Below are 20,956 nucleotides of genomic sequence, written 5' to 3'. Positions count from 1 at the left end.
GTAAATACGATGTTAAAAATTATTGTCAAAATTATCATGCTTTTGTTTTTAAAATACCCCTAGCTAAAAGTCAGTAAATAAATCATTCTACAAAAAATCATAATTATCTTCAAACGAAAACTTGCTAAGATGAAATAATTGAAAAATCTTCTATTTATCTAATTATTGAAAATTACTAATTTTATTGATTAAAAATGTTTTTAATTTGTCAATCATTTTAATCTTGTAATTATGTTCATATTTAAAACGAAAAAGATATCATAACTCGTGACAAAGCTTATAAAAAATACTATGATATAGAAATATCGCCATCTTCTCAATCTTGTTTTCATACATCTTCATTATCACAAGTAACAACATCGGTAGTAATTTCAATTCGCTGATCAATTGAATCAGTATAGGCCTTTGCTGCTAGATAATAATTAACATCTTTAATAATGATGCGACTTAAAACTTTATTAATTTATTTCTCAGTTTACCGAAAATCACAAACATTATAAAATAATGTAATAATTTTCTTTAATTTATCACAATAATTAAGGCAATAACGACTAATAAATTGTTATCAAAAATTACAAACTGGTTCATCTAAAACCAACAATAATTCCTCGTATGAAATAAATACTTTTCGATCATAAAACAGAAAATTAGTATGCCTATCTAAATTTAAAAAAGCGTTTGTTAGATTTTGCTCAAGGTTCGTTGAGACATTATCGTTAATTATCAACCCTTTATAACCGCGACTTTGTAATCAGGTTTAATTTGGAATATATTTTTGTTTTAAATCAGTTGGATTAGAATTTTTTTATAAATGGTGTAATAAATTTCAACTAATCATCGATAAAACTACAGATCATTTGGCCAGATGACGGCCATTGAATAATTAATATTATCTTTAATTTTAATTTTATTAGTATTTAAATTTAGAAACAGTTGTTTTAATTTAGCTTTAATATGAAGTTTATTCAGAACATGCAAGCCATTTGTTTTAATTGTTCGTAAATTATAATTAGTAATAACCGTTGCTAATTTAATTGGTCTTAGATTAAAATAATCAATTTATAAAATAGGCGGTCCTGTACGATGGAACCAAAAAACAATTTTTGTGAGATTATTTTTTTTATTTTTATATTAAAAAACATAAATTTAGTTGCATTATTGATCGGATAATACCTTTATTTGAAGGGATTTATAAAAATATCCTTTATTTTGTGTAGGTAAAACAGTAAAAAATCTGTTTTTATGATAAAAATTTTTAATTTAAAGATACTGCCCGATCAATAATGCAACTCTTAAACTTAATATTTTGATGCTGAAAGATGGATAATTTATTTATGACACGAAGCTTTAAATAAAATGTGAAAGCGAATGGATTTACTCCTATTTATTTCTTTAATTTTCAGCAAGATTAATCCCTCGCGAAATATCATAGCACGGGGTTTTTATCTTGTTTTCATTAAAAGAGTGCTGTTAAATCAAAAAAACAACATCGGACACTAAAAAACAAGAGGTTTGGAACTCCAAAAAATTATTTTCTTTATATAAAGTTTTATAGGGATGGATGAAGTACAGTTAATAACTGGGTAAATTTTTTTACTTTCGTGGGGGATAATAAACTATGTCTAAATAATCTTATAGCCGCCCCCCCGCTTAACTATGGTGGTTAGCAGGTGGCTAAATGAATAAATGCTAAAATAAAATACATTATTTACTAAATATCAAAATATTAACCAACAAAGAAATTTTTTATTTATTTTAAAAAAATAAATAAAAAGAAAGAAAAAAATATTATAAAAAAATATAAAAGTTTGTATATTAATAAAACTTGAAATGAAATAACAGCATAATTTAATTGAGTTAATTGTCAACATGTTAATTGTCTCGTATTTTCCATCATAAAAATAATTATGATTTACAATGTTTAGAATAAACAAAAATGTATTTAAATTTATTTGAAGATAAATGATAAATATTATTAATTAATATATACAACATTATAAAATTAATGATATTTTAGATTTAGCAACAGAAGGTTGAAAAATATTACAAATTAATAAAAAAATAAAACAAATAAATTAAAATATATTATTGCAATTGATCCTGCCGGAATTGGAAAAACTGGTATTATTATTTATAAATTTTTGCAAAAATTTATAAATAATAATACCAGTTTTTCTTCTAAAAATGAAGAATAAGCAATAAATAATATTTATTTAATATTCAATAACTTTCAAAAACAAACTTGTTCTTATTTAAATAAAGTTCTTGTAATAATTGAAGATTATCAACTTCACAAAGGTTTAAAAATAACAAACCCATTATCTACTCCTAAATTTATTGGTGGTTTAAAAGTTTTATGTAAATATCTATTTAATTTAAATTATTTTTTACAATCACCAGTTGTTAAGAAAAATTATGTTTATAAAGGAAATATTAAAATGACAGAGCACGAACACGATGCTTGGAAACATTTACAATATTTTTTATCAAAAGGAGTTGATAAAAATGGCACAAACAAAAAGTAATTTACCTAAAAAATCAATAACTAATAAACCTAAAATGAAAAATAAAAGAGTTAATAAATTAGAATTAACTGTTAGATTACATGAAAATCCTATTAAAACTAAAATTAAGGCATTGGTTGCTGGTGGTGTTGAAGTTGATGATTGTTCAGCAAAATGTCAGTAAAATGGATTAAATTATTCAACATTATCAATATATAATCCACCATTTGTATTTGATTTTTTAAAATTTAAAAAAGATGATGAGGTAAAAATTAAAGGCTCAGTATTTAATTAGTTAAATTTAAAAACTAAACGATATTTTTTATCTTTTCGAGTCGATAGTTTTGAAATTATAAAAAAGGCGATTAGAAAGAACAAATACAAATATTAAAAAATAGGAGGAAAAATAATGGGTATTAAAAAGTGTAAAATATGTTCTTATAAATGAAAATAATGAACCTCTTAAAAATGAATATAATAGTTTGGATATTAAAACTGCTGAAATTATTTTAGAAAACACTGTTGAAGTTGAAGAATTTAATGTAAGTAATTTAGAAAATAGTAATCAACAAATCAAATAACTAAAGACAAAAACAATTAATTAATTTCACAATTAGAACAACAAACGCTGCGATTAAAACAAATTGAAGTAATTGACTTTATTAATTATTTAACTGATAATGAAGAATTTAAAAATGTTTTATTAAAATCTTATGACATTACTGATGATATTGAAGTTATTAAAACACAATTGCAAAGTGTTTATGATTAACTAATTAAAGTTCAAACCGTTAATACTGGTGGCGTACCAAAAACAGAAAACAAAGGAAACAATATTTTAGATACAGACAATGTATTTAATAAATAAGAAAGAAGTAAATAATTATGGCACAACACCCACAAAGAATATTTGGTGATATTGCTAATAAAGCAACACAAAAAGAGTGTGAATCATTTAATCAATGATATTTACAAACTTATCAACAAAAATTTAGTTGAGAAGCTTTATTTGCATGAAAAGAAGCCAATAAATTTGGGTTTAACATACAAGAAAAATAAAAATATTAAATATAATGAAGGTTTAGGAGCAAACAGACAAATATTTAATACCGATGATAATTTATTGAAATATTAAAAAGTTGAATTTTAAGATGGAATTGTTGAATTAAATACCATTTTAACTTTTGCTCGTAAATTATATCCTGTAAAAAGTAATTTTAATCCTAATCTTTGAGAGGATGATATTGAGCAAGCAACGGATACCAAAGTTGCCTATAAACGTAACAAAATTTTAAATATTATTAGCAAAGGAACAGTTACAACTATTCAAGGTAAAAAAGCAGATGATACAAATGCTTTACAAATACATGATGAAATTATGGATAAAATATATGAAAATGGTTTTACTCCATCAGAAGCAGTTGTATTAGGTTCGGCTGATTTTATTCGTGGAATTCGTAATAAATTACAGTTACAACTTGGAGCAAACGACCAAATAAATAGCGTAATTGAAACAAGTGGAGCAATGAAAACTGTTGAAGGAACAACATATTATATGGTTCCAAAAAAATTACCAATTATCAATAAAGATGGTTTCGAAGGAACCATCAGCTTATTGCCTGACGGTGTTAATACAATTGCCTTTAAATTTAGCAAAAAATATGACCCGCTTATATTATACGCAAAAAATACCACACTCCGTTAAGGGTTGGGGGGGGCGGCGTTAGGTACTGGGATGGGTAATATATTTTAATTATGGAAAGAGTTTTATATTTAGGTGGAGCAGTAGTTGAACCTAAGGGAATTATTAAACATGTTGTTGCAAAAATTGATATTAGTAAAATTAATAAAATAGATAAACCAACAATTTATATTACAAACCCAACACAAGCAACACCAGAACAATTAAAAACACAATTTAAAGATGTTATTTAAAAGCAGTTAAAGCAGTAAATAATTATTTAACTAAAAATGATTTTGATTACTCTATTAAAATCAAAAGTAAAGACTGACCAATAAAAATATTACAAATGATAAAACTGTTGCATTTCAAATTGAAGATAGAAATAACGCTACTGGTCAAACAAATCCGATTGATATTAAAATAAAAAATTCTTAATAGTACTAAAAAATATTACTTTTTCGTTTGATAAATATGCCAATTGGAACATCTAAAACAGCCTATATTTATGCTGTTAAAAACAATACCAACAATATTATCTACTAAACAATAAGAAAAAATTTTTGGTTTACAATTATTAGAATTTTTAGTAATACAAGTTTTAGCCATTGGTTTATCGGTTTTAACTAGTGGTGTTGTATCTACTGTTGGATTAGCTGCAGGATTATCTAATTTTGCCGCAGCCTTTATCTCATTTGGAGTAGAAATAACAAATGATTTCGCGGTAAATTAAATTATTTATATATAGACAGTTTAACTTCCGAAGTAACAGCAAAAAAAGCACGGCCTTAAATTTATTACCAGCAATTGGTGGGGTTGGAAAATTAACGCGTGCTGCTCGAACAACGAGAATTTTAAAATTAGCCAAAGAAACCAAACTACTTGAAAAATTAGGGGTCATAACTTCTAATAACTTAGAAGATGTCGTCGGACAAGTTAGTGGTAAAAAGATTTTATCTGATAAATTAATTTTTGACTTTACAAAGCGGGCTAATAATGAAACTTTATTATATACAATTGGAAAATTAGCCCGCAATGATTTTTATAAAGGTTTTAAAGTTTCTAAAATAAACACAATTAATAATTTATTAAAAATTGAAAAAAACATTCAAAAAATAAGTCCGACGTTAGTTCAAAAAATACCCAACATAAATGAAAAAATGCTAATAAATGACTATATAAATATGGATTAAATCTTGATAAAATAAGTAAAATTAGTACTAATGAGTGATATAACATTATGGCTAATATTCATAAAAAGGGTATTGGTAAAAACCTATTATTAAATATTAATTTAATGCGTTATAGTAAAAAAATATATCATAATAAATTATTAAATATCTTGCATCAAACACCAATTAAATTAAATAATGTTTTTAATCATTTAAACCCAAATTTTTATATTAAAAAAGTAACTAAAAAATTATTAGCTCCAATTGAAAAACAAATAATTGCTATTAAACAAAAAGTAATTAGTAAAATTACCGAACAAACTAAAAAATATTGTCTAAATTTGAAACTAAGGCTATTAAAAAACGGGGGCCAATTATTACCTTTTTGCTTATGGTTCTGATGTTTTTTAGCAGTTAAAATAGTCCTTTTATCTATTGCCGAACGAAGTTGCGCTTTAACAATATATTATAAAAATAATAAATATGATTCAATTGTTGTTATGACGACTTTAATAAAAGCAGAACAATTGATTTTAACAAAAAAAAACCATTTGTATATTATATGTATAGTTAGTGATTTATTGGTTGGGGATTTTAAAAAACAAGTTTGTTTAATTTAGTTTCTTTTACCTCTGTTGCTTATCAACAAGTAGTAAAAGATAGATATAAAATATATCGAACAATCGCTAAGGTATTAAAATTCCAAGAACAAATTAAAAATAACTTTAATAAAGATAAATTGTTAAATAATACATTAGAAGATAGTGTAATTAATAATTTATTGGGTAATGGAATAGCATTTTAAACATATAAACAACTAAGAACAAATCAAGATTTAAGCAAAACAATTAAAACAAAAACATTACTAAATAGTAAAAAGTTTATCTTAAATAAAATCAAAACAAAAAGAAAACAATGATAGGGGGTGATTAAGTGTTAAATTAATTATGACAAAATGTTACTTTGGAAAATTATAATAATTTTAATCCAATAACAGGAAAAATTATCCAAGTTCCAGTTCGTTATAATAAGTTCTTTAAAAAGTGATGTAAATTATGATTTAAAACTTTTGCATTAATGACTCAAAATATGATTAATTCATATTTAAACTATCCATTTTTAAAATTAAAGTTTAAAACATTTAAATGCCCATTATTAAAGAAAATTTGTATTAATATGGTATTTATTCCTGTTGAAATTAAATTATCTGATGGATAATATGGCAAATATTTAACTAATTTAATTTTTTCTAATGACAAAATAGAAAACTATTTAAATTATTTTTCACAATGATATAGGTTGTTTTATTATAAGGTATTTTGAATGGATATAATTAAAAATTTAGTTGAAGATAATATTAAAATAACTTATTATAAGAAAATTTTTACTTTAAATCAAATTGAAATATCCGGAATATGAGGTTATGGTAACTATGATATTACAATTTTTACAGAAAAAGAACAAATTATTATTAATAAATTACAATTATTTAATAAAAACAATGAGAAATTATCATTAATTATACTAGAAACATAAAAACTCATTTAATTAATTAAATGAGTTTTTATGTTTATTTCTTTAACTTTTATTTCACCTGTTTTATAGTCAACAATTAAATTAGGAATATTTATATTTTTATTTCAAAAATAAACAGATTTAAAATAAGTTCTATCATCTTGTGACCAAGATGATACAGGTCTTACAGCTCGCGTTTTAACACGAAATAAATTATCTCCCACTCGTGTTAATGCTAATTCATAATCTTCTTGTGTATCTAAAACTTTTCTTCTTTCTGAAAAACTAATATTTTGAAATAATTTTATAATCCAATTATCATTAATTGTACCACGTCATACAACAAAATAATAATTATTATCTGCTGTACTAAAGTGTTTTTCTTGTGGAGCTATTCATTCTAAAATACCATCTTTTGTACTTATTTTGTTTTTTTCTTTTAGTTCTTTTAATTCTTTAGGTGAATATTCTTGTTTTTGTGGTGTATTACAAGCAACTAAATTTGTTGTACTTGTTCCAATTAGAGCAATTATCCCTAAAAGACTTAATATTTTTTTCATATTTTTATCTCCTTTTTATAAAACAAAATATAAATAATACTTTTATATTATTTCTATGAATTTAATATTTATATATTAGAAATTTTTGAAATTAATTTTGGTTATGCTTTTTGTGTTAAAGTCATTTTGACTTTTTAATTAAAAGTTATACTGTTATCTTCATTAATATTAATTTCATCTGGTAATAAACTATATTTTTGTAATATTTTAATTGCTTCTTTAATTGATAAAGTAATTATTTGTTCTTAATTATTATAATCAATTATTTTATAAATAATATTTCCGTTAATTTTTTGTTTTAAGTTTAATATAGTTTCAAAATTAATTTATCGAACAGAATATTTAATTTATAATTTAGTTTTATGGTCAATTTATACTTCGCAATCATCTTCATTAAATGATTGTAAAATCATTTTTTGTTTTTGCTTATTTGTATTTTATAAATCAAAATTATTTGATAAAGTATTTATAATTTAATAATTTTTATTATTTATATTTATAAAGTCACTTAATTTAATTTCATCATCAAAATTTATATTTCAACTATTTAATTTATTTTCTTGATTTATTTTTATTAATCCTATTATAATTTGAAATTCAAGTTTTGATTTCTTACTATAATCACATTTATGTACTTTACGTTTTTGTGTTTCTTTTGAAGAAATATTAGTAAATATTTTGTTAAAACACGAATATTTCAAATCAATGCTATTTAGTAAATTTGAATCTATCGTAACTTCGGCATTTAAAAAACTTAAATTATTACTATTAATTTCTTTAATTTCTTTAATTTTATCAATAGAATAAAATTTTTTATCTATAAAGTCAAAATAGACTGCTTTTTTAATAAATCATTTAAATAAATATTATTAATTTCATCTTTATTTTTAATTTTATAATTAACAGTAATTTGACCACGATATTTTCCTTTTGTTGCTACAATCGTTGCTGATCTTGGTATTTGATTGATGATTTCTATTTTATTTAAATTTAAAAAATAATTATTTTTACGATTTAAATAATTTAAATTATTTAAAATTGTTTCATCATTATTATCTTTTATTTCTTTTAAATTTAATTTTTTAATATTATAATTTATTAATAATTTATTTTGTAAAAATCAAAAATCACTAATTGTAATACAGTAAATATTACCATTTTTATCAATTACACTTGAAATAATATTTATAATATGTATGCTATTATTTTTTCATTATTAAAAATAATATTATTAATTTTTGTAGTAATCATTTTATTATTTTTTAAAGTATAATCACCATTATTAGCTGTATGAAAATAAACATTATCATTTTCATCAATTTTAATTAACGATACAAAATAAAATCCGTTATCACAATTTATTTTGGTTGGCATAATTTTATAATGTTTTAAAAAATAAACATCATTTTTTAATTACCAAAATAAATATTATTATTACTATCGACATTCATTGAAAGAACCTGATCATCAATTATATTTATTTTGGTTGCTGTAATTTCATTTGTTTTTAATAAATAGGCCCCATATTAATTGTTTCAAAATAAACATTATTATTTTTATTAATAAATATAGAAGTTGCAATACCGCTTATTCCTTTTGTTTCTTGAAAAATATTATTCTCGGTAGAAATAAATAGGCTCTACTATATGATAATAAAAAAATATTATTTTTATAATTAATTGCAATTGAAAAAACTATCTGATATTGTTTTTAATTTTGATATTATTGGTTTTTTTTGCTTTAAAACATATAAATTATTTTTATTATGAAAATAAATATTATTTTTATTATTTATTTTGATTTTATTAATATAATTTGGTCAACTTACTTTTATTCTGTTTATTTTTTTTGCTGTTTTTTCCCCAGATTTTAAAACATAAATATTATTATTAGTTGTAAAATATAGAGTATTTTTATTATCAATTTTTAACATAATAATATCATTAGAGATTTCAGTAATTTTAATCGGTGTTTTTTTTATTTTTTTTAATAAAAACAATTCATTTTTAATTAAAAAATAAATATTATCTTGATTATCAATAACAAAAACATTGTTTTTTTCAATTATTTTTTCAATATATTTATTATTAAATTCTAAATAATCATTTAATGATAATTCTTGTTTAGTATTTTCTAATTTTTCTTCTTTTTCATAATTACTTGTAGCAATAACATTTGGCATACTAATTACGGTAATGGTTAATATACTTAATAAAATTAACAATTTTTTCATTTTGTATAATTTCCTTTCTATTATTTTGAAATTTTTTATCAAAATCTATTGATATTATATATATATAAGCACTTTAAATATATTTTAGAAATAATGTAAATAATGATTATTATTGTAATTATATTACATTGGTCTGGGCTCGCGGAATTTTCATAAGTTTTGCGAAAAATACCTTAAAGTTTAAAAAAACTTTTGCGCCGCTTTTCAAAATCCTTGGGAAAAATTCTAAGCGTTAAGCGAATAATTTTATAAAGGTTACCCAAATTTGTTTGAAAGAACCTCAAAACTTTTTTAACTCATAAATCATTTTATCACAAAAATTTAACAAAATCAACTGCTCGCTCAAAAACAAAATAGTTATAATCACATTTTAAAACGATATGGATAAGAACCATAAAACAAAGCATCATACGGAGTCATGGTATATTTTACTATCAGGTGTTTGTTTTGCTATCGCTAAACCTTAATTCACTAATGCACTTATCTAAAAAAATGGGAAGTTATCTAACATGCCATAGATTTTGCTTTGCACAAACATTTTTCTTATTCATGTTACACGATTGATTATCCCTGCTTCTTTATTAAGTGATGTTTGCTGCTTTTTGGCTTTAAACATTTTAATTTTATAACCTAAATAAGGGGCAATATCTTCTTGTAATTTTTGCATAAAATCATGGGCATTGATATCATAATGAAATGTGGCAGCTTCAAAACCATCAAATTTATCAAAAGTATTGATTATTCATTGGCTGTAATATTCGACTATTTCATTTAAATTAATGGCGTTTTTGGGGGTAATAACGTTTTCGACAATTAAATACTGATCATATTCATTATTTTCATTAATTTTATAGCTACTAAATAAAAATACCGTATGATCAACACCACCATTAGCATAATCAACACAAATTGCATAGCTATCAAATTGATAATGCTTTGTATTTGAATTATAAAAATCTTGCAAGTTATATTATTGGATATATTTACGATAATTTCGTAAAACATAAATGCTCGGGTCATTATCGTTGTATTCAAAACCGTAATATTCAAGTTCGAATAAATCGGGACGTTCTTCTTTATTTGCTAAAACAAGTTTTTGGAGAATATCCGGAATTTTATTTCAAACAGCCCCCCATTGTTAAACGCAAATTAAAAATTCCCAAACCATTAAATGCTTGTTTATTTTCGCAATATACTTTCTTATGTTCTTTTAAAATATTTTTAATTCTTTCATTTAACGGTAAATATGGTGTTACAAATTTTTCATAAAAGACATGGTATTTATCAAAAGGATTAAAAGTAAATTGGTTAGCATATGTTTTATGAAAATATGTTGTTACGATTTTATATTGTTTTGCTGTGTTATTTCATTCTTGAAATGTCCAAGATAATTCTTTGATAGGAATAGGATTATCTAAATTATATTGTTCGTTGCCATTTTCATCAGTATATTTTTCATAAGACACTTTTAAACTTTTTGAACGAAACATTGAAACTCTTAAATTATTATATCTTTTATCTAGTTCTTTATCCGTTAAGATTTCTTTTTCTTCGGCATGGATCATTTCATCAGTTCAAGCTGAGATAATACCACTGCCTTTACCAACTTTCCCCATAATTTTATTGCCATTCGCATATCCCGCAAAAGTAATGCGAATACCACTAGGAAAAACAATTTCACCACCCTCTTTAACATTTTTCGGTCAAACAATGCCATTTTTCATTGTCCGGTCCGATATCAATCCCATATTTATCATATAAGTAATTACAAACATTAATGGTATCACCAAAGGTGGTGTCTTCGTGAGTATTGGCATATCTTCGTAAAATAACCGACGAAGCATCGGTAAAATTACAAGCAAAAAATAATTTTTCCGCTAGATGATTCCACGTTTTATTAGTCCCGCGTCCAGCTGAAACAAATTTAAAAAAACAGGGTGAAGTAAAATATCGAGCATAACTATCACTCAAAAAATCTTTAAATACCTCTCAATCAAAACCAAAATTATAGTCACTAAAATTGCAATTATATTTTTTATTTAAATGTTAATAATTATTAACTCGTTTTTTATTGTTAACTTTACTAAATTATTGCATATTTATTAATCTTTTTATTGTATATATAATACATTATAAGAAAAAATGAAGATAATTTGTATAAAAATGAAAAAATTATACACATGTAAAATTTGATGAACGAAGATTTTTTAAGGATTTATTGTTATCTGATGCTTGTAAAAAGAAAAATGGTTCGATTAATTTATCTAGAATAGCACGACAAACAATAAGAGATATTAATACTATTAAAAGATAAATTAAACAATTTAAAAATATACAAGATTTATAAAAGATCATAAACAAAAGCGTAAAAAATGTATTAAAAAATGCCTAAATTTACAGAAGAACAAAAAGAATGATTAAATGTAAGATTTAATAAATACCACGATACACTCGAACAATTGATTTATCGTTATTTTATAAAATTTTGTGTCAAATTTCTTGCTTTGTGTTAAAACATTATATAAATGAATCCGCTTAGGAAAATTATAATTAATAAAACAAAATTTGCCTCATCGTGGTAAAAAATATAAAACAAAACAAAAACCTGATAATAGTGGAAAATTAATTAATTTTAAATCAATATGAGATACTGAAAATAAAGTCTATAGTGTTGGTTGATTTGAAATTGATACTGTTGTGGAAAAACCATCAATATAGTTGTTTGATATTATTTGAACAGTCAAGTAATAATTACTTTGTAGTTAAATTAAAAATCATAGTGATAGTGAAATTGTAACAAAATTTAAAGATATTGTTATAAATAATAATTTAATAGGTAAAATGAAAGGAATAATAAAAGATAAAGGGAAAGAATTTAGTAAATGAAGAGAAATGGAAATATTTACTGAAACACAAGTTTATTTTTGTGACCCCAGTAAACCATAAAAAAAACCATTAATTGAACATATGAACAGCGAATTTAGATATTCACTTCCTAAGGGAACTGATTTTAATAATGTTAGTCAAAAAATGATAGATTGAATAGTTGGTGTTATAAACGATAAATTTCGATCGTGTTTGAATTAAATAAGTGCAAAAACAATTTTTTTACAAAATATTAAATAATTTATTAATTTTAATTAATAAATTATTTTTAGTGTGCTTAAATGTACTTAAAATAAGATAAAATTACAAAAATTTATTTTTTTTGAAAAAATGGTTGCAATTTATTAAAAATATTTTATTATTAATTAAACAAGATATAAATTTGGCCGTTTGTATCTACACAGCGCCAATATAGAATAAAACTAACAAAAACTGTTACTATTAAAACTAATGTTTAATTAATCGTTTATCATTTTTTACTATTTTCTTTTATATGTTTTTTCTTTTCTAAAATATTTTAATAATTTATATATTCATACTTAATAATTTATATTATTAATTGATACGAGAATGATTTTATCATTCCTAAATGTTTTTCATACGACTGCTCTAATTTTTGGTACCAAAATAAAAACTGTTTTTGAAACAGTTTTTATCGTATTAGTTAATTAAAGTCCATTCCGTTTAAACCACCCATCCCAGGAATATTTGGCATTCGCCCAGATTTAATTTGACGAGCGATTTCATCAACTTGTTTTTTTGTTTTTTCAAATTGATTAATCAATTCGTTATATTCTTTCTCAATTCGTCCTGATCCTTTTACAATGCGGTTTTTACGAGATAAATGTTTTAAAAGGCGGGGTTCGCGACGTTCTTTCACGGTCATTGAAGATAGTAATACTTCAGTTACTTTTAATTTGCGTTCAGCATCAGCAATCTTTTCATCACTTAACTTTGACATTCCGGGTAGTAATTTCATAATCCTCCCCATTTTTCCTATTTTTGAAATTTGTCGCATTTGGTTTAACAAGTCTTGCATATCAAACTGCCCCAGCATCATACGATTCATTGTTTTTTTTATATCGCGTTCATCAAAAACATCTTTTGCTTTTTCAACTAAGGTTTGAACATCACCCATCCCAAGAACCCGATCTGCCATTCGATCAGGATAAAAGATTTGTAAACTGCTCATTCCCTCACCAGTTCCAATAAAAGTAATTGGTAATTTCGTTAAATGTGTAATTGATAAGGCCGCCCCTCCTCGAGTATCACCATCTAACTTCGTTACAACTACGCCGGTTAATTTTAATAACTGGTTAAATTCAGTCGCAACATTAATAATATCTTGTCCGGTCATTCCATCAACAACTAATAATATTTCATTGGGAATAATATTATTTTTAATTTCTTTTAATTCTTGCATTAATTCAGCATCAATATGCAAGCGCCCAGCAGTATCAATTAAAATAACATCGTTTTTGTTTGCTTTCCCATACGCAATTGCTTCTTGTGACGTAGCAATAGGACTTTGAGTTCCTTGTTCAAAAACTTCAATATTTAAATTTTTTCCAATAGTTTTTAACTGGTCAATCGCCGCTGGCCGGTAAATATCACAAGCAACTAATAACGATTTTTTATGATATTTCTTTTCCACTAACTTCGCAATTTTTCCAGTCGTTGTTGTTTTTCCACTTCCTTGTAATCCAACCACCATTACAATTGTTGGTTTTGAAACAAAAGATAATTCTTTCGCGGTTTTCCCAAAAATATTAACTAATTCTTCATGCACAATTTTAACTATCATCTGTGATGCATTTAATCCGTCTAAAATATATTCCCCGCTAGTTTTAGCTTCAACGGCTTTAATAAAATCTTTCACAACTTCATGATTAACATCAGCTTCTAACAACGCTAATCGAATTTCACGCATTGTTTCAGTAATAGCATGGGTTGTTAAAGCTGATTTTTTCATATTTTTTTCGATTGATTTTTTCAATCGATTTGCTAAAAAATCTCCAATCATATCTTTTTCTCCTTTATTTTTATAACAAAATCATTCATATTAATTATAATAAAACTAACATAAAAAGAACAAAAATTTTATTCTTTAAATCACCATTACTGTTACGCGCAATTCACGAATAACAGTAATCACAATATCTCCCGGGATTACTTTTGCTTTCTTAACTTTTTCCTTAATATCAAGCGCAATTTTATGGGTACGATCATCATCACTAATAACTGGATTAACAATAATCCGAATTTGACGTCCAGCTTGTAAAACATAAACAGATTGAACTCCCGATACTGTTTGACAAATTTTTTCCAACTCATTCATCCGCACAATATAATTTTCAATAGTATTATTACGGCTACCTGGTCGCGCAGCAGATAATGTATCAGCGGCGGAAATTAGAACCGAATATGGATTAGTTATGGGTTCTTCACCGTGATGGGAAGCAATCGCATTAATAACGATTGAATGTTCATTACATTTTGTCGCAATTTTAACTCCTAATGTCACATGACTTCCTTCCGTTTCAAAATCAACGGCTTTCCCAATATCATGTAATAATCCCGCACGCATTGCCAAGGCAGGATCTAACCCTAGTTCACTCGCCATTATTGCGGCTAATTTTGCTACTTCAACAGAATGTAATAAAACATTTTGACCATAACTAGTTCGATATTTTAAAATTCCAAGGTGTTGAATTAATTCAATATCTAAATTATCAATTGCCAATTCAGCAACAACTTCTTTCCCCGCTTCAAGAATTGTCATTTCAATTTCTTCTTGCTCTAATTTAATTGTTTCTTCAATGCGATTTGGTTGAATACGACCATCAAGCAATAATTTTTCTAAAGTTTTTTTCGCAATTTCCCGACGAATAGGATTAAAAGATGAAATCTGCACAACATTTGGCGTGTCATCAATAATTAAATCAACCCCCGCTGCAATTTCAAATGTTCGAATATTACGACCATCTTTCCCGATGATTCGTCCTTTCATATTATCATCTTCTAAATAAATTGAAGTTGTTGTTTTTTCTGCCACAATTTTCGCCGCATAATGTTCAATTGCAGTTGTAATAATATTAAGTGCTGTCTCTTTGGCATTAATTTTCGCAGTATTTTCAGCATTTCGTAATAATTCACCAATTTCCTTTTGATAACGATCACTTATTTCTTTAAAAAGAACATTTTTTGCTTCTTCAAGTGAATATCCAGCAATCTTCCCAAGTTGATTAATATTGCGTTCTACAATTTCTTGATAATAGTTAATCTTTCTTTTCAATTCTTCTTTATCGTGAAATACTTCTTGCTCTTTAATATTTAATACTTCTTCTCTCTCAACAATTAAACGTTCTCTATTTATTAATAATTTTTCGGTATCCAAAAATTCTTCACGTCTGCGAGTTAATTCATCTTTCATTTCTTGTCTAATTTGTGCTGCTTCAACCCGTCCATCAGCTTTAACAACATTAATATTTTTTTTTGCTTTTTCTTCTTCTTGTTTAATTTTTAATTTTGTTTTTTTGTTTAATTTAAACCTAAAATATTTTTCAACTAAACACCCAAGAAAGTAGGAACATATTGCTGTAACAATAATAATCACTACTAATAAGTGTGTTTGCATAATTATTTCTCCTTTACTTAAAAGAATAAGTAAGAAGTATTAATTTTAAATATATAAGTGAAATACTAGCAACAAAATCATTGCCACGTGTTATTATACTCTTTTTTATAAAAAATTTCGTAAAATAATACTGTTTTATAAGATAATTTACAATTTCTTTATTTATAAAATCATGAATTGTAAAATTAAATGAAACAGTTAAACAAATAAAAATATTGTGTTAAAATCCAAATTTAAAAAAGGATAAATAACACAGTGTATCAAAAAATCACAATAAAAAATTAATTTCAATTCAATAATATCAAAATTTTAATTATTAAATTAGAAAAACAGCTTATGAAATAAATCAAAGTAAAAAAACTGTCCATATAATTTATAAAATGTTGGCTCTGGTTTAAACCAAATTGAAATTTATGAAAATAGTAATAAAAACAAAAAAAGCTGGTCGCAAAACAAAAACATTAAATAAAATTTACCTTTAAATTATTAATTATTTAGTTAATTATTAACACTACTTCACCAGATATTATTACAAATATAAAGAAATATTGACAAAGATTTTATCTGTTCAAATACCTTATATATAATATTTTTACCTTTTCTCTTTATAATTTTAATAAAGAAAATTTATTACGAAAAGGTAAAAATAAACCACATAATAAAACAGAAAACCACAGAAAAGTCAATAATTGTCGAACAATTATTGAACATAATATTGAATTTTCAAATATTAAACTATGAATGTCTTTGGTCATCTAGAGGGATATACTATAGTTGGTAAAAACCATAAAATAGCAATTATAACTTTAGCCGGTATATGATCTAAAAATAAATCTCGCTAGTAACTAAATAATAGCAAAAGCAAAGATGTCATAGAAAGTATAATAAAATTTATTTTAAACAAACCATCTGGCACAATAAAAACAATTATATTTGATCGTGGTAAAGAATTTATTAGGTGAAAAAATTTGAAAATATTTATAAAATAAAAGTTTATTTTGCTGATACTGGTTGTCTTGGTCAAAAAGGATTAAACGAAAATAATAATGGAATTTTGATACGAAGTTTACCAAAATAAATAGATTTATCAAATATTTTCTCAATATGATTTAAATAAAATAATATTGAAAATAAATTCAATGCCAAGAAAATCATTAAATTATAAAAATTAATTGAATTTAATACAAAATATTTAATAAATCTTTGGATTAGCAACCTTTTTAGACACTTTTTATATGGACTATTGTTTTCTAAATTCAACAGAGATATTAAATAATTTAAACTACCGTTAATTTGAATATTGTTATATCAATGCACAAAGTTAAATAATTTGTATTTTAATTGAGTTAAATTTATAAATTTTTGCCTCTTGACAAATTATTTTTTAAAACTTTTGTAAATTGTTTCAGCCCCAGCATTATCATAAGGATAGCCCCTCTTCTTTATTGCTTAATGATCGTTTGGTGTTAAAAGTACTTAAGATATTATCAATGATTTTATTTTTAAATTCATTACTCCAGTCAGTATGAAATAACGTAATTTGTTTTAATGGTCTTTTGTGTAATTGAATAAAAGGCTTATTGCACTAGTTGTACTATTTTGTTTGTTAATTGATTTGTTTAATTGTGAAATAATTGGCTATAGTTCTCGAACAAATAAAATAGTACAACTAGTGCAATAATTATTTTATAATAATTCACGTTATTGCTTTTTTATCTTTGTCCGTTGTTAATAATCCTTCAAACGCTTTTAATTCAACTGTTGGTATGGCAAATAATGCTGCGTGTTTTTGAAAAGCTGATTTGTAATCCGCAATTTTTTCTTTCATTATTTATATTTTGTTGTTTCATATTTTACAAATGTCTATTGTCGATGTTTTTAACATCATTATCAACATAAAATTGCGGATGGTTAAAATCATAAAATACTTTAACTTGGTCCATTTCTTCTGGTATAAATGATGAAGAATTCATTGGTGATCCTTGTTTTTAATGACCATAATCAATAATTGTTTTACATTCAATTAAAGTTAGTTTATAAGATTTTTGGGCTTGGCCAATTGCTTTTTGAATTGTTGTTAAATCTTCGTCGGCATTTTCAATCCGAATATAATTTTAGTTTTGCGCTTCAAAAAGTCTTGATAATCAATTTTTAAAAAGTAATCACACCTTATATATAATTGATAATCATTTGAATCATATAACATAATTAATTTATTTAATTTTCATACCCCAGCTAACTGGATTACTTCAATTGCTTCACCTTCTTGTAATTACCATTACCACACAATACATACGTATAATTATCAATAATTTTATAATCTGGTTTATTTAATTTAGCAGCTAAATGTTGTTCTGCTAAAACCATTTCAACACCATAACAACAAACTCCTTGTTCTAATGGTTCAGAAGAGAGAATTATCAAAACTAATGGTGTTACCCCATTATTCAGGGTGTTCTGAGGTTTTTTGAATTAATATGACGATAATTTTTCAAATTTTCAATTGTTAAATTATAACCAGCTAAATGTAAAATTGCATATTGTAGTGTTGAAGCATATCATGTTGATAACATAAAACGATCACAATTAATTCAATCAAAAACGGTCGAATTTGCAATTAAATTATTTAAATAAATTTCTTGCATCAGTGATGCTACACTTAAGACAATCTCAGGGTGACCAATTTTATTATAAATAATTGGATCTAACCCCAATAATTATTTTTTAAATTAAATAGGGAATTTTATTATTAAGTGTTAATAAATTTTGCATAATGACATTTATCTTTTCATAAAAATCATCATTATCAGCATCAACAACAATAAATTTATAGTCCTTTTTTAACTCATAATATAAAACTTCATATTGTTCATTTAACTTTTCTCAATAGTGATATGGAGTTTCTAATTCTAATTGACGCCCACGTTTATTAATTCGTTCAACAGCTTTCGTTGTTGAAACTTTTAAATAAATAATGACATCAAACCCTAATTTTTTTTTCAAAATTGGGACGATAACATTTTGAAAGAAACGATTATAAACTTTAAAATCAGTTTCATTCATAATGTTTAATAAATGTGAAACGCGAACAAAAACCGGGTCCTCTAAAATTGTACGATCAAAAATAGTATTGTCGTAATTATCAATATTAAAATACTGTTCAATTCTTGTTGTTAACATATAAATTTGCATTTTAAAAGCAAATCTTGCCATGTCTTGATAAAAGTCATTAAAATATGGATTTTCTTCTAATGGTTCTTTAAATAAATCATAGTTTAATTTTTTACATAATTCATCACTAACTTTTGTTTTACCGGCTCCAACGGTTCCGAAGACTGCAATTTTCATTTTATTGCCCCTTTCATTTTGTGTAACCCATTAATTTTAACAAAAGTATATAACAATAATTAAACCATTGTCATAAAATTATTTTGGTATTACAATACTCTGTCACACCTTCTTTGGTCACAAGATGATCAAAAACTGTTAATAAAGTTGCTACTTGTTTTTTGTTACAATCGCATTAGCAAATAAAGCATAAGATTCTATTTCAACAACATCTAAATTATGTTCAGTAATAAATATTAAGGAGTTTATCATAACGATAAAAAACATCAGCAGCATGAGCAGCTAGTATGCATTTTAATTCCTTTAGCTTGCGCTACTGTCTACTGCCTTCAAATCTTAGTAAATAATTTTTCACTCGCTGCAATTAAATTGCTATCAATATTAGCCGCAATTTTAGCATAATTATTCTTTCAAAGGCCGCTTTAACATTAAAAATATCATAAAATTTAATATTTGGATTATAACTTTTGGCTGAACCAATGCGAATAATATAATCAACATCATAAAATTTAAATAACTAATATGAATAAATTCCAACATTTGGACACCCCATTCCACTTTCGACAATTAATTGTTACTTCAACGTCTTGATACTTGATATTTAATATTTGTCAGTATACATTAGTATATTATGAACTTCATTTACTAATTTCAAATCAATTAAATATTTTTCCGCAATTGTTTTTGTTCGTAATGGGGGTTGGGATAAAGCCCGGCATTTAAACAACTTTTGTAATCTCATCTTTATGGCATTAATATGGCGGTGTCATTCTTTGTTCATTTCTTTTCAACTCAATTTAATTAACAATAAATTCATATCAATCCTATTCTTATTTAAAATTTTCAAAATTTAATGACATTTAAACAATACGAAAAAGAATATTGTTGTATATTCACATAAATGATGTTTAATTTCTATTATTATTTTTAATTAATAATTTTAAAAAACAAAATATTCAAATGTTATTAGCATTTTAAATTACATTTTATTTTACTTAATTATTAATTAATTCTTATTATTTTATTGTCTTTTAAATAATTACTTTAAATATGATTACTTATTTAAATTAACAACTAAAAAACGCTTTTTGACGTCTTTCAAATTATTATTTAATAGTTTTCACTAATAAATAATTAATTATCCAATCCAGAGATAATAACTATAAGTTCAGCATCTTATCAATGTTTTTAGATCGGTCTATTGGCTTTGTTTCACACTTTACTCGCTAATTATTATCAAGAAATTATTTCTCAATGGAACTATCTTAGTTTTCATCCACTTTACAGTTGTTGGGACAGCCTAGGATTCGCACCCAATTACCGTAACATCCAAAATTGCTTTTTAAAGTTGTTATATTAATAATATAAAGTTTAGTTTTAAAATGCAAGTTAAAATTAACAAATTATTTGTGGAAATCAT

At 24.3% G+C, this 20,956-nt stretch carries 23 protein-coding genes, 1 pseudogene and 1 riboswitch; of the genes and pseudogenes, 9 read left to right on the top strand and 15 right to left on the bottom strand.

Features of this window, described 5'->3' with window-relative positions; translation table 4 throughout:
• Window positions 1–2,505 precede the first annotated feature (2,505 nt).
• The 4 genes from ACE38S_RS01970 to ACE38S_RS01955 all read left to right on the top strand — a co-directional run bounded on the left by ACE38S_RS01970 (window position 2,506) and on the right by ACE38S_RS01955 (window position 4,439).
• Window positions 2,506–2,688 carry a hypothetical protein gene (locus tag ACE38S_RS01970; RefSeq protein WP_374696145.1) on the top strand — a complete coding sequence of 61 codons (183 nt, stop codon included), beginning with the start codon at window positions 2,506–2,508 and terminating at the stop codon, window positions 2,686–2,688.
• A gap of 701 nt (window positions 2,689–3,389) precedes the next feature.
• Window positions 3,390–3,563, top strand: a complete 174-nt coding sequence (locus ACE38S_RS01965) for a hypothetical protein (protein WP_374696144.1) — start codon at window positions 3,390–3,392, stop codon at window positions 3,561–3,563.
• Window positions 3,564–3,882: 319 nt separating this feature from the next.
• Window positions 3,883–4,209: a hypothetical protein gene (locus tag ACE38S_RS01960; RefSeq protein ID WP_374696143.1), complete on the top strand. Its 327-nt coding sequence runs from the start codon at window positions 3,883–3,885 to the stop codon at window positions 4,207–4,209.
• Window positions 4,210–4,259: 50 nt separating this feature from the next.
• Window positions 4,260–4,439: a hypothetical protein gene (locus ACE38S_RS01955; protein WP_374696142.1), complete on the top strand. Its 180-nt coding sequence runs from the start codon at window positions 4,260–4,262 to the stop codon at window positions 4,437–4,439.
• A 410-nt stretch (window positions 4,440–4,849) separates the two neighbouring features.
• Here the strand turns inward: ACE38S_RS01955 and ACE38S_RS01950 are convergent, their stop codons facing one another.
• Window positions 4,850–5,221 (bottom strand): hypothetical protein, encoded by a 372-nt coding sequence (locus ACE38S_RS01950; protein ID WP_374696141.1) that lies wholly within the window; start codon window positions 5,219–5,221, stop codon window positions 4,850–4,852.
• Between the two features lie 204 nt (window positions 5,222–5,425).
• On the opposite strand from ACE38S_RS01950, the gene ACE38S_RS01945 reads away from it, so the two are divergent.
• The 4 genes from ACE38S_RS01945 to ACE38S_RS01930 all read left to right on the top strand — a co-directional run bounded on the left by ACE38S_RS01945 (window position 5,426) and on the right by ACE38S_RS01930 (window position 6,893).
• Window positions 5,426–5,977 (top strand): hypothetical protein, encoded by a 552-nt coding sequence (locus ACE38S_RS01945; protein ID WP_374696140.1) that lies wholly within the window; start codon window positions 5,426–5,428, stop codon window positions 5,975–5,977.
• Window positions 5,965–6,162 carry a hypothetical protein gene (locus tag ACE38S_RS01940; protein ID WP_374696139.1) on the top strand — a complete coding sequence of 66 codons (198 nt, stop codon included), beginning with the start codon at window positions 5,965–5,967 and terminating at the stop codon, window positions 6,160–6,162. Before ACE38S_RS01945 ends, ACE38S_RS01940 begins: the two co-directional genes overlap by 13 nt.
• Before the next feature lie 158 nt (window positions 6,163–6,320).
• A complete protein-coding gene (locus ACE38S_RS01935) occupies window positions 6,321–6,575 on the top strand; it encodes a hypothetical protein (RefSeq protein WP_374696138.1) in 255 nt (84 codons plus the stop codon).
• A gap of 105 nt (window positions 6,576–6,680) precedes the next feature.
• Window positions 6,681–6,893: a hypothetical protein gene (locus ACE38S_RS01930; protein WP_374696137.1), complete on the top strand. Its 213-nt coding sequence runs from the start codon at window positions 6,681–6,683 to the stop codon at window positions 6,891–6,893.
• 8 nt (window positions 6,894–6,901) lie between these two features.
• Here ACE38S_RS01930 and ACE38S_RS01925 read toward each other — a convergent pair whose 3' ends face one another.
• From ACE38S_RS01925 to ACE38S_RS01900, 6 genes are all read right to left on the bottom strand, one after another.
• Window positions 6,902–7,432 (bottom strand): lipoprotein, encoded by a 531-nt coding sequence (locus ACE38S_RS01925; RefSeq protein ID WP_374696136.1) that lies wholly within the window; start codon window positions 7,430–7,432, stop codon window positions 6,902–6,904.
• A 1,185-nt stretch (window positions 7,433–8,617) separates the two neighbouring features.
• Window positions 8,618–8,806, bottom strand: coding sequence for a hypothetical protein (locus tag ACE38S_RS01920; RefSeq protein ID WP_374696135.1), 189 nt, complete (start codon window positions 8,804–8,806; stop codon window positions 8,618–8,620).
• A 301-nt stretch (window positions 8,807–9,107) separates the two neighbouring features.
• Window positions 9,108–9,665 (bottom strand): hypothetical protein, encoded by a 558-nt coding sequence (locus ACE38S_RS01915; RefSeq protein WP_374696134.1) that lies wholly within the window; start codon window positions 9,663–9,665, stop codon window positions 9,108–9,110.
• Window positions 9,666–10,149: 484 nt separating this feature from the next.
• Entirely contained in the window at window positions 10,150–10,629 is a 480-nt protein-coding gene (locus ACE38S_RS01910; protein WP_374696133.1) for a hypothetical protein, read from the bottom strand.
• A gap of 151 nt (window positions 10,630–10,780) precedes the next feature.
• Window positions 10,781–11,389, bottom strand: coding sequence for a hypothetical protein (locus ACE38S_RS01905; protein WP_374696132.1), 609 nt, complete (start codon window positions 11,387–11,389; stop codon window positions 10,781–10,783).
• Entirely contained in the window at window positions 11,355–11,636 is a 282-nt protein-coding gene (locus tag ACE38S_RS01900; RefSeq protein ID WP_374696131.1) for a hypothetical protein, read from the bottom strand. Before ACE38S_RS01900 ends, ACE38S_RS01905 begins: the two co-directional genes overlap by 35 nt.
• Window positions 11,637–11,880: 244 nt before the next feature.
• On the opposite strand from ACE38S_RS01900, the pseudogene ACE38S_RS01895 reads away from it, so the two are divergent.
• A pseudogene (locus ACE38S_RS01895) lies at window positions 11,881–12,752 on the top strand (IS30 family transposase).
• A 463-nt stretch (window positions 12,753–13,215) separates the two neighbouring features.
• Here the strand turns inward: ACE38S_RS01895 and ffh are convergent.
• The 8 genes from ffh to ACE38S_RS01855 all read right to left on the bottom strand — a co-directional run bounded on the left by ffh (window position 13,216) and on the right by ACE38S_RS01855 (window position 20,278).
• Window positions 13,216–14,574, bottom strand: coding sequence for a signal recognition particle protein (gene ffh, locus ACE38S_RS01890; RefSeq protein ID WP_374696130.1), 1,359 nt, complete (start codon window positions 14,572–14,574; stop codon window positions 13,216–13,218).
• Between the two features lie 84 nt (window positions 14,575–14,658).
• A complete protein-coding gene (gene rny, locus ACE38S_RS01885) occupies window positions 14,659–16,188 on the bottom strand; it encodes a ribonuclease Y (RefSeq protein ID WP_374696129.1) in 1,530 nt (509 codons plus the stop codon).
• Between the two features lie 1,681 nt (window positions 16,189–17,869).
• Entirely contained in the window at window positions 17,870–18,016 is a 147-nt protein-coding gene (locus ACE38S_RS01880) for a hypothetical protein (RefSeq protein ID WP_374696128.1), read from the bottom strand.
• Window positions 18,017–18,176: 160 nt separating this feature from the next.
• Window positions 18,177–18,248, bottom strand: a complete 72-nt coding sequence (locus tag ACE38S_RS01875; protein ID WP_374697110.1) for a hypothetical protein — start codon at window positions 18,246–18,248, stop codon at window positions 18,177–18,179.
• 184 nt (window positions 18,249–18,432) lie between these two features.
• Complete coding sequence (locus tag ACE38S_RS01870; RefSeq protein ID WP_374696127.1) at window positions 18,433–18,612, bottom strand: hypothetical protein; 180 nt, start codon at window positions 18,610–18,612, stop codon at window positions 18,433–18,435.
• Window positions 18,613–18,623: 11 nt separating this feature from the next.
• Window positions 18,624–18,902: a hypothetical protein gene (locus ACE38S_RS01865; protein ID WP_374696126.1), complete on the bottom strand. Its 279-nt coding sequence runs from the start codon at window positions 18,900–18,902 to the stop codon at window positions 18,624–18,626.
• Between the two features lie 10 nt (window positions 18,903–18,912).
• Entirely contained in the window at window positions 18,913–19,536 is a 624-nt protein-coding gene (locus ACE38S_RS01860; RefSeq protein WP_374696125.1) for a deoxynucleoside kinase, read from the bottom strand.
• A 601-nt stretch (window positions 19,537–20,137) separates the two neighbouring features.
• Window positions 20,138–20,278 (bottom strand): hypothetical protein, encoded by a 141-nt coding sequence (locus ACE38S_RS01855; protein WP_374696124.1) that lies wholly within the window; start codon window positions 20,276–20,278, stop codon window positions 20,138–20,140.
• Window positions 20,279–20,709: 431 nt separating this feature from the next.
• Window positions 20,710–20,884: riboswitch (cobalamin riboswitch) on the bottom strand.
• Window positions 20,885–20,956 lie beyond the last annotated feature (72 nt).

Source organism: Spiroplasma endosymbiont of Polydrusus formosus (genome assembly GCF_964263245.1).
Taxonomy (GTDB): Bacteria; Bacillota_I; Bacilli_A; order Mycoplasmatales; family Mycoplasmataceae; genus Spiroplasma.
Note: the sequence above shows the minus strand (reverse complement) of the source record. Positions and strands in the feature narration are given on the sequence as shown.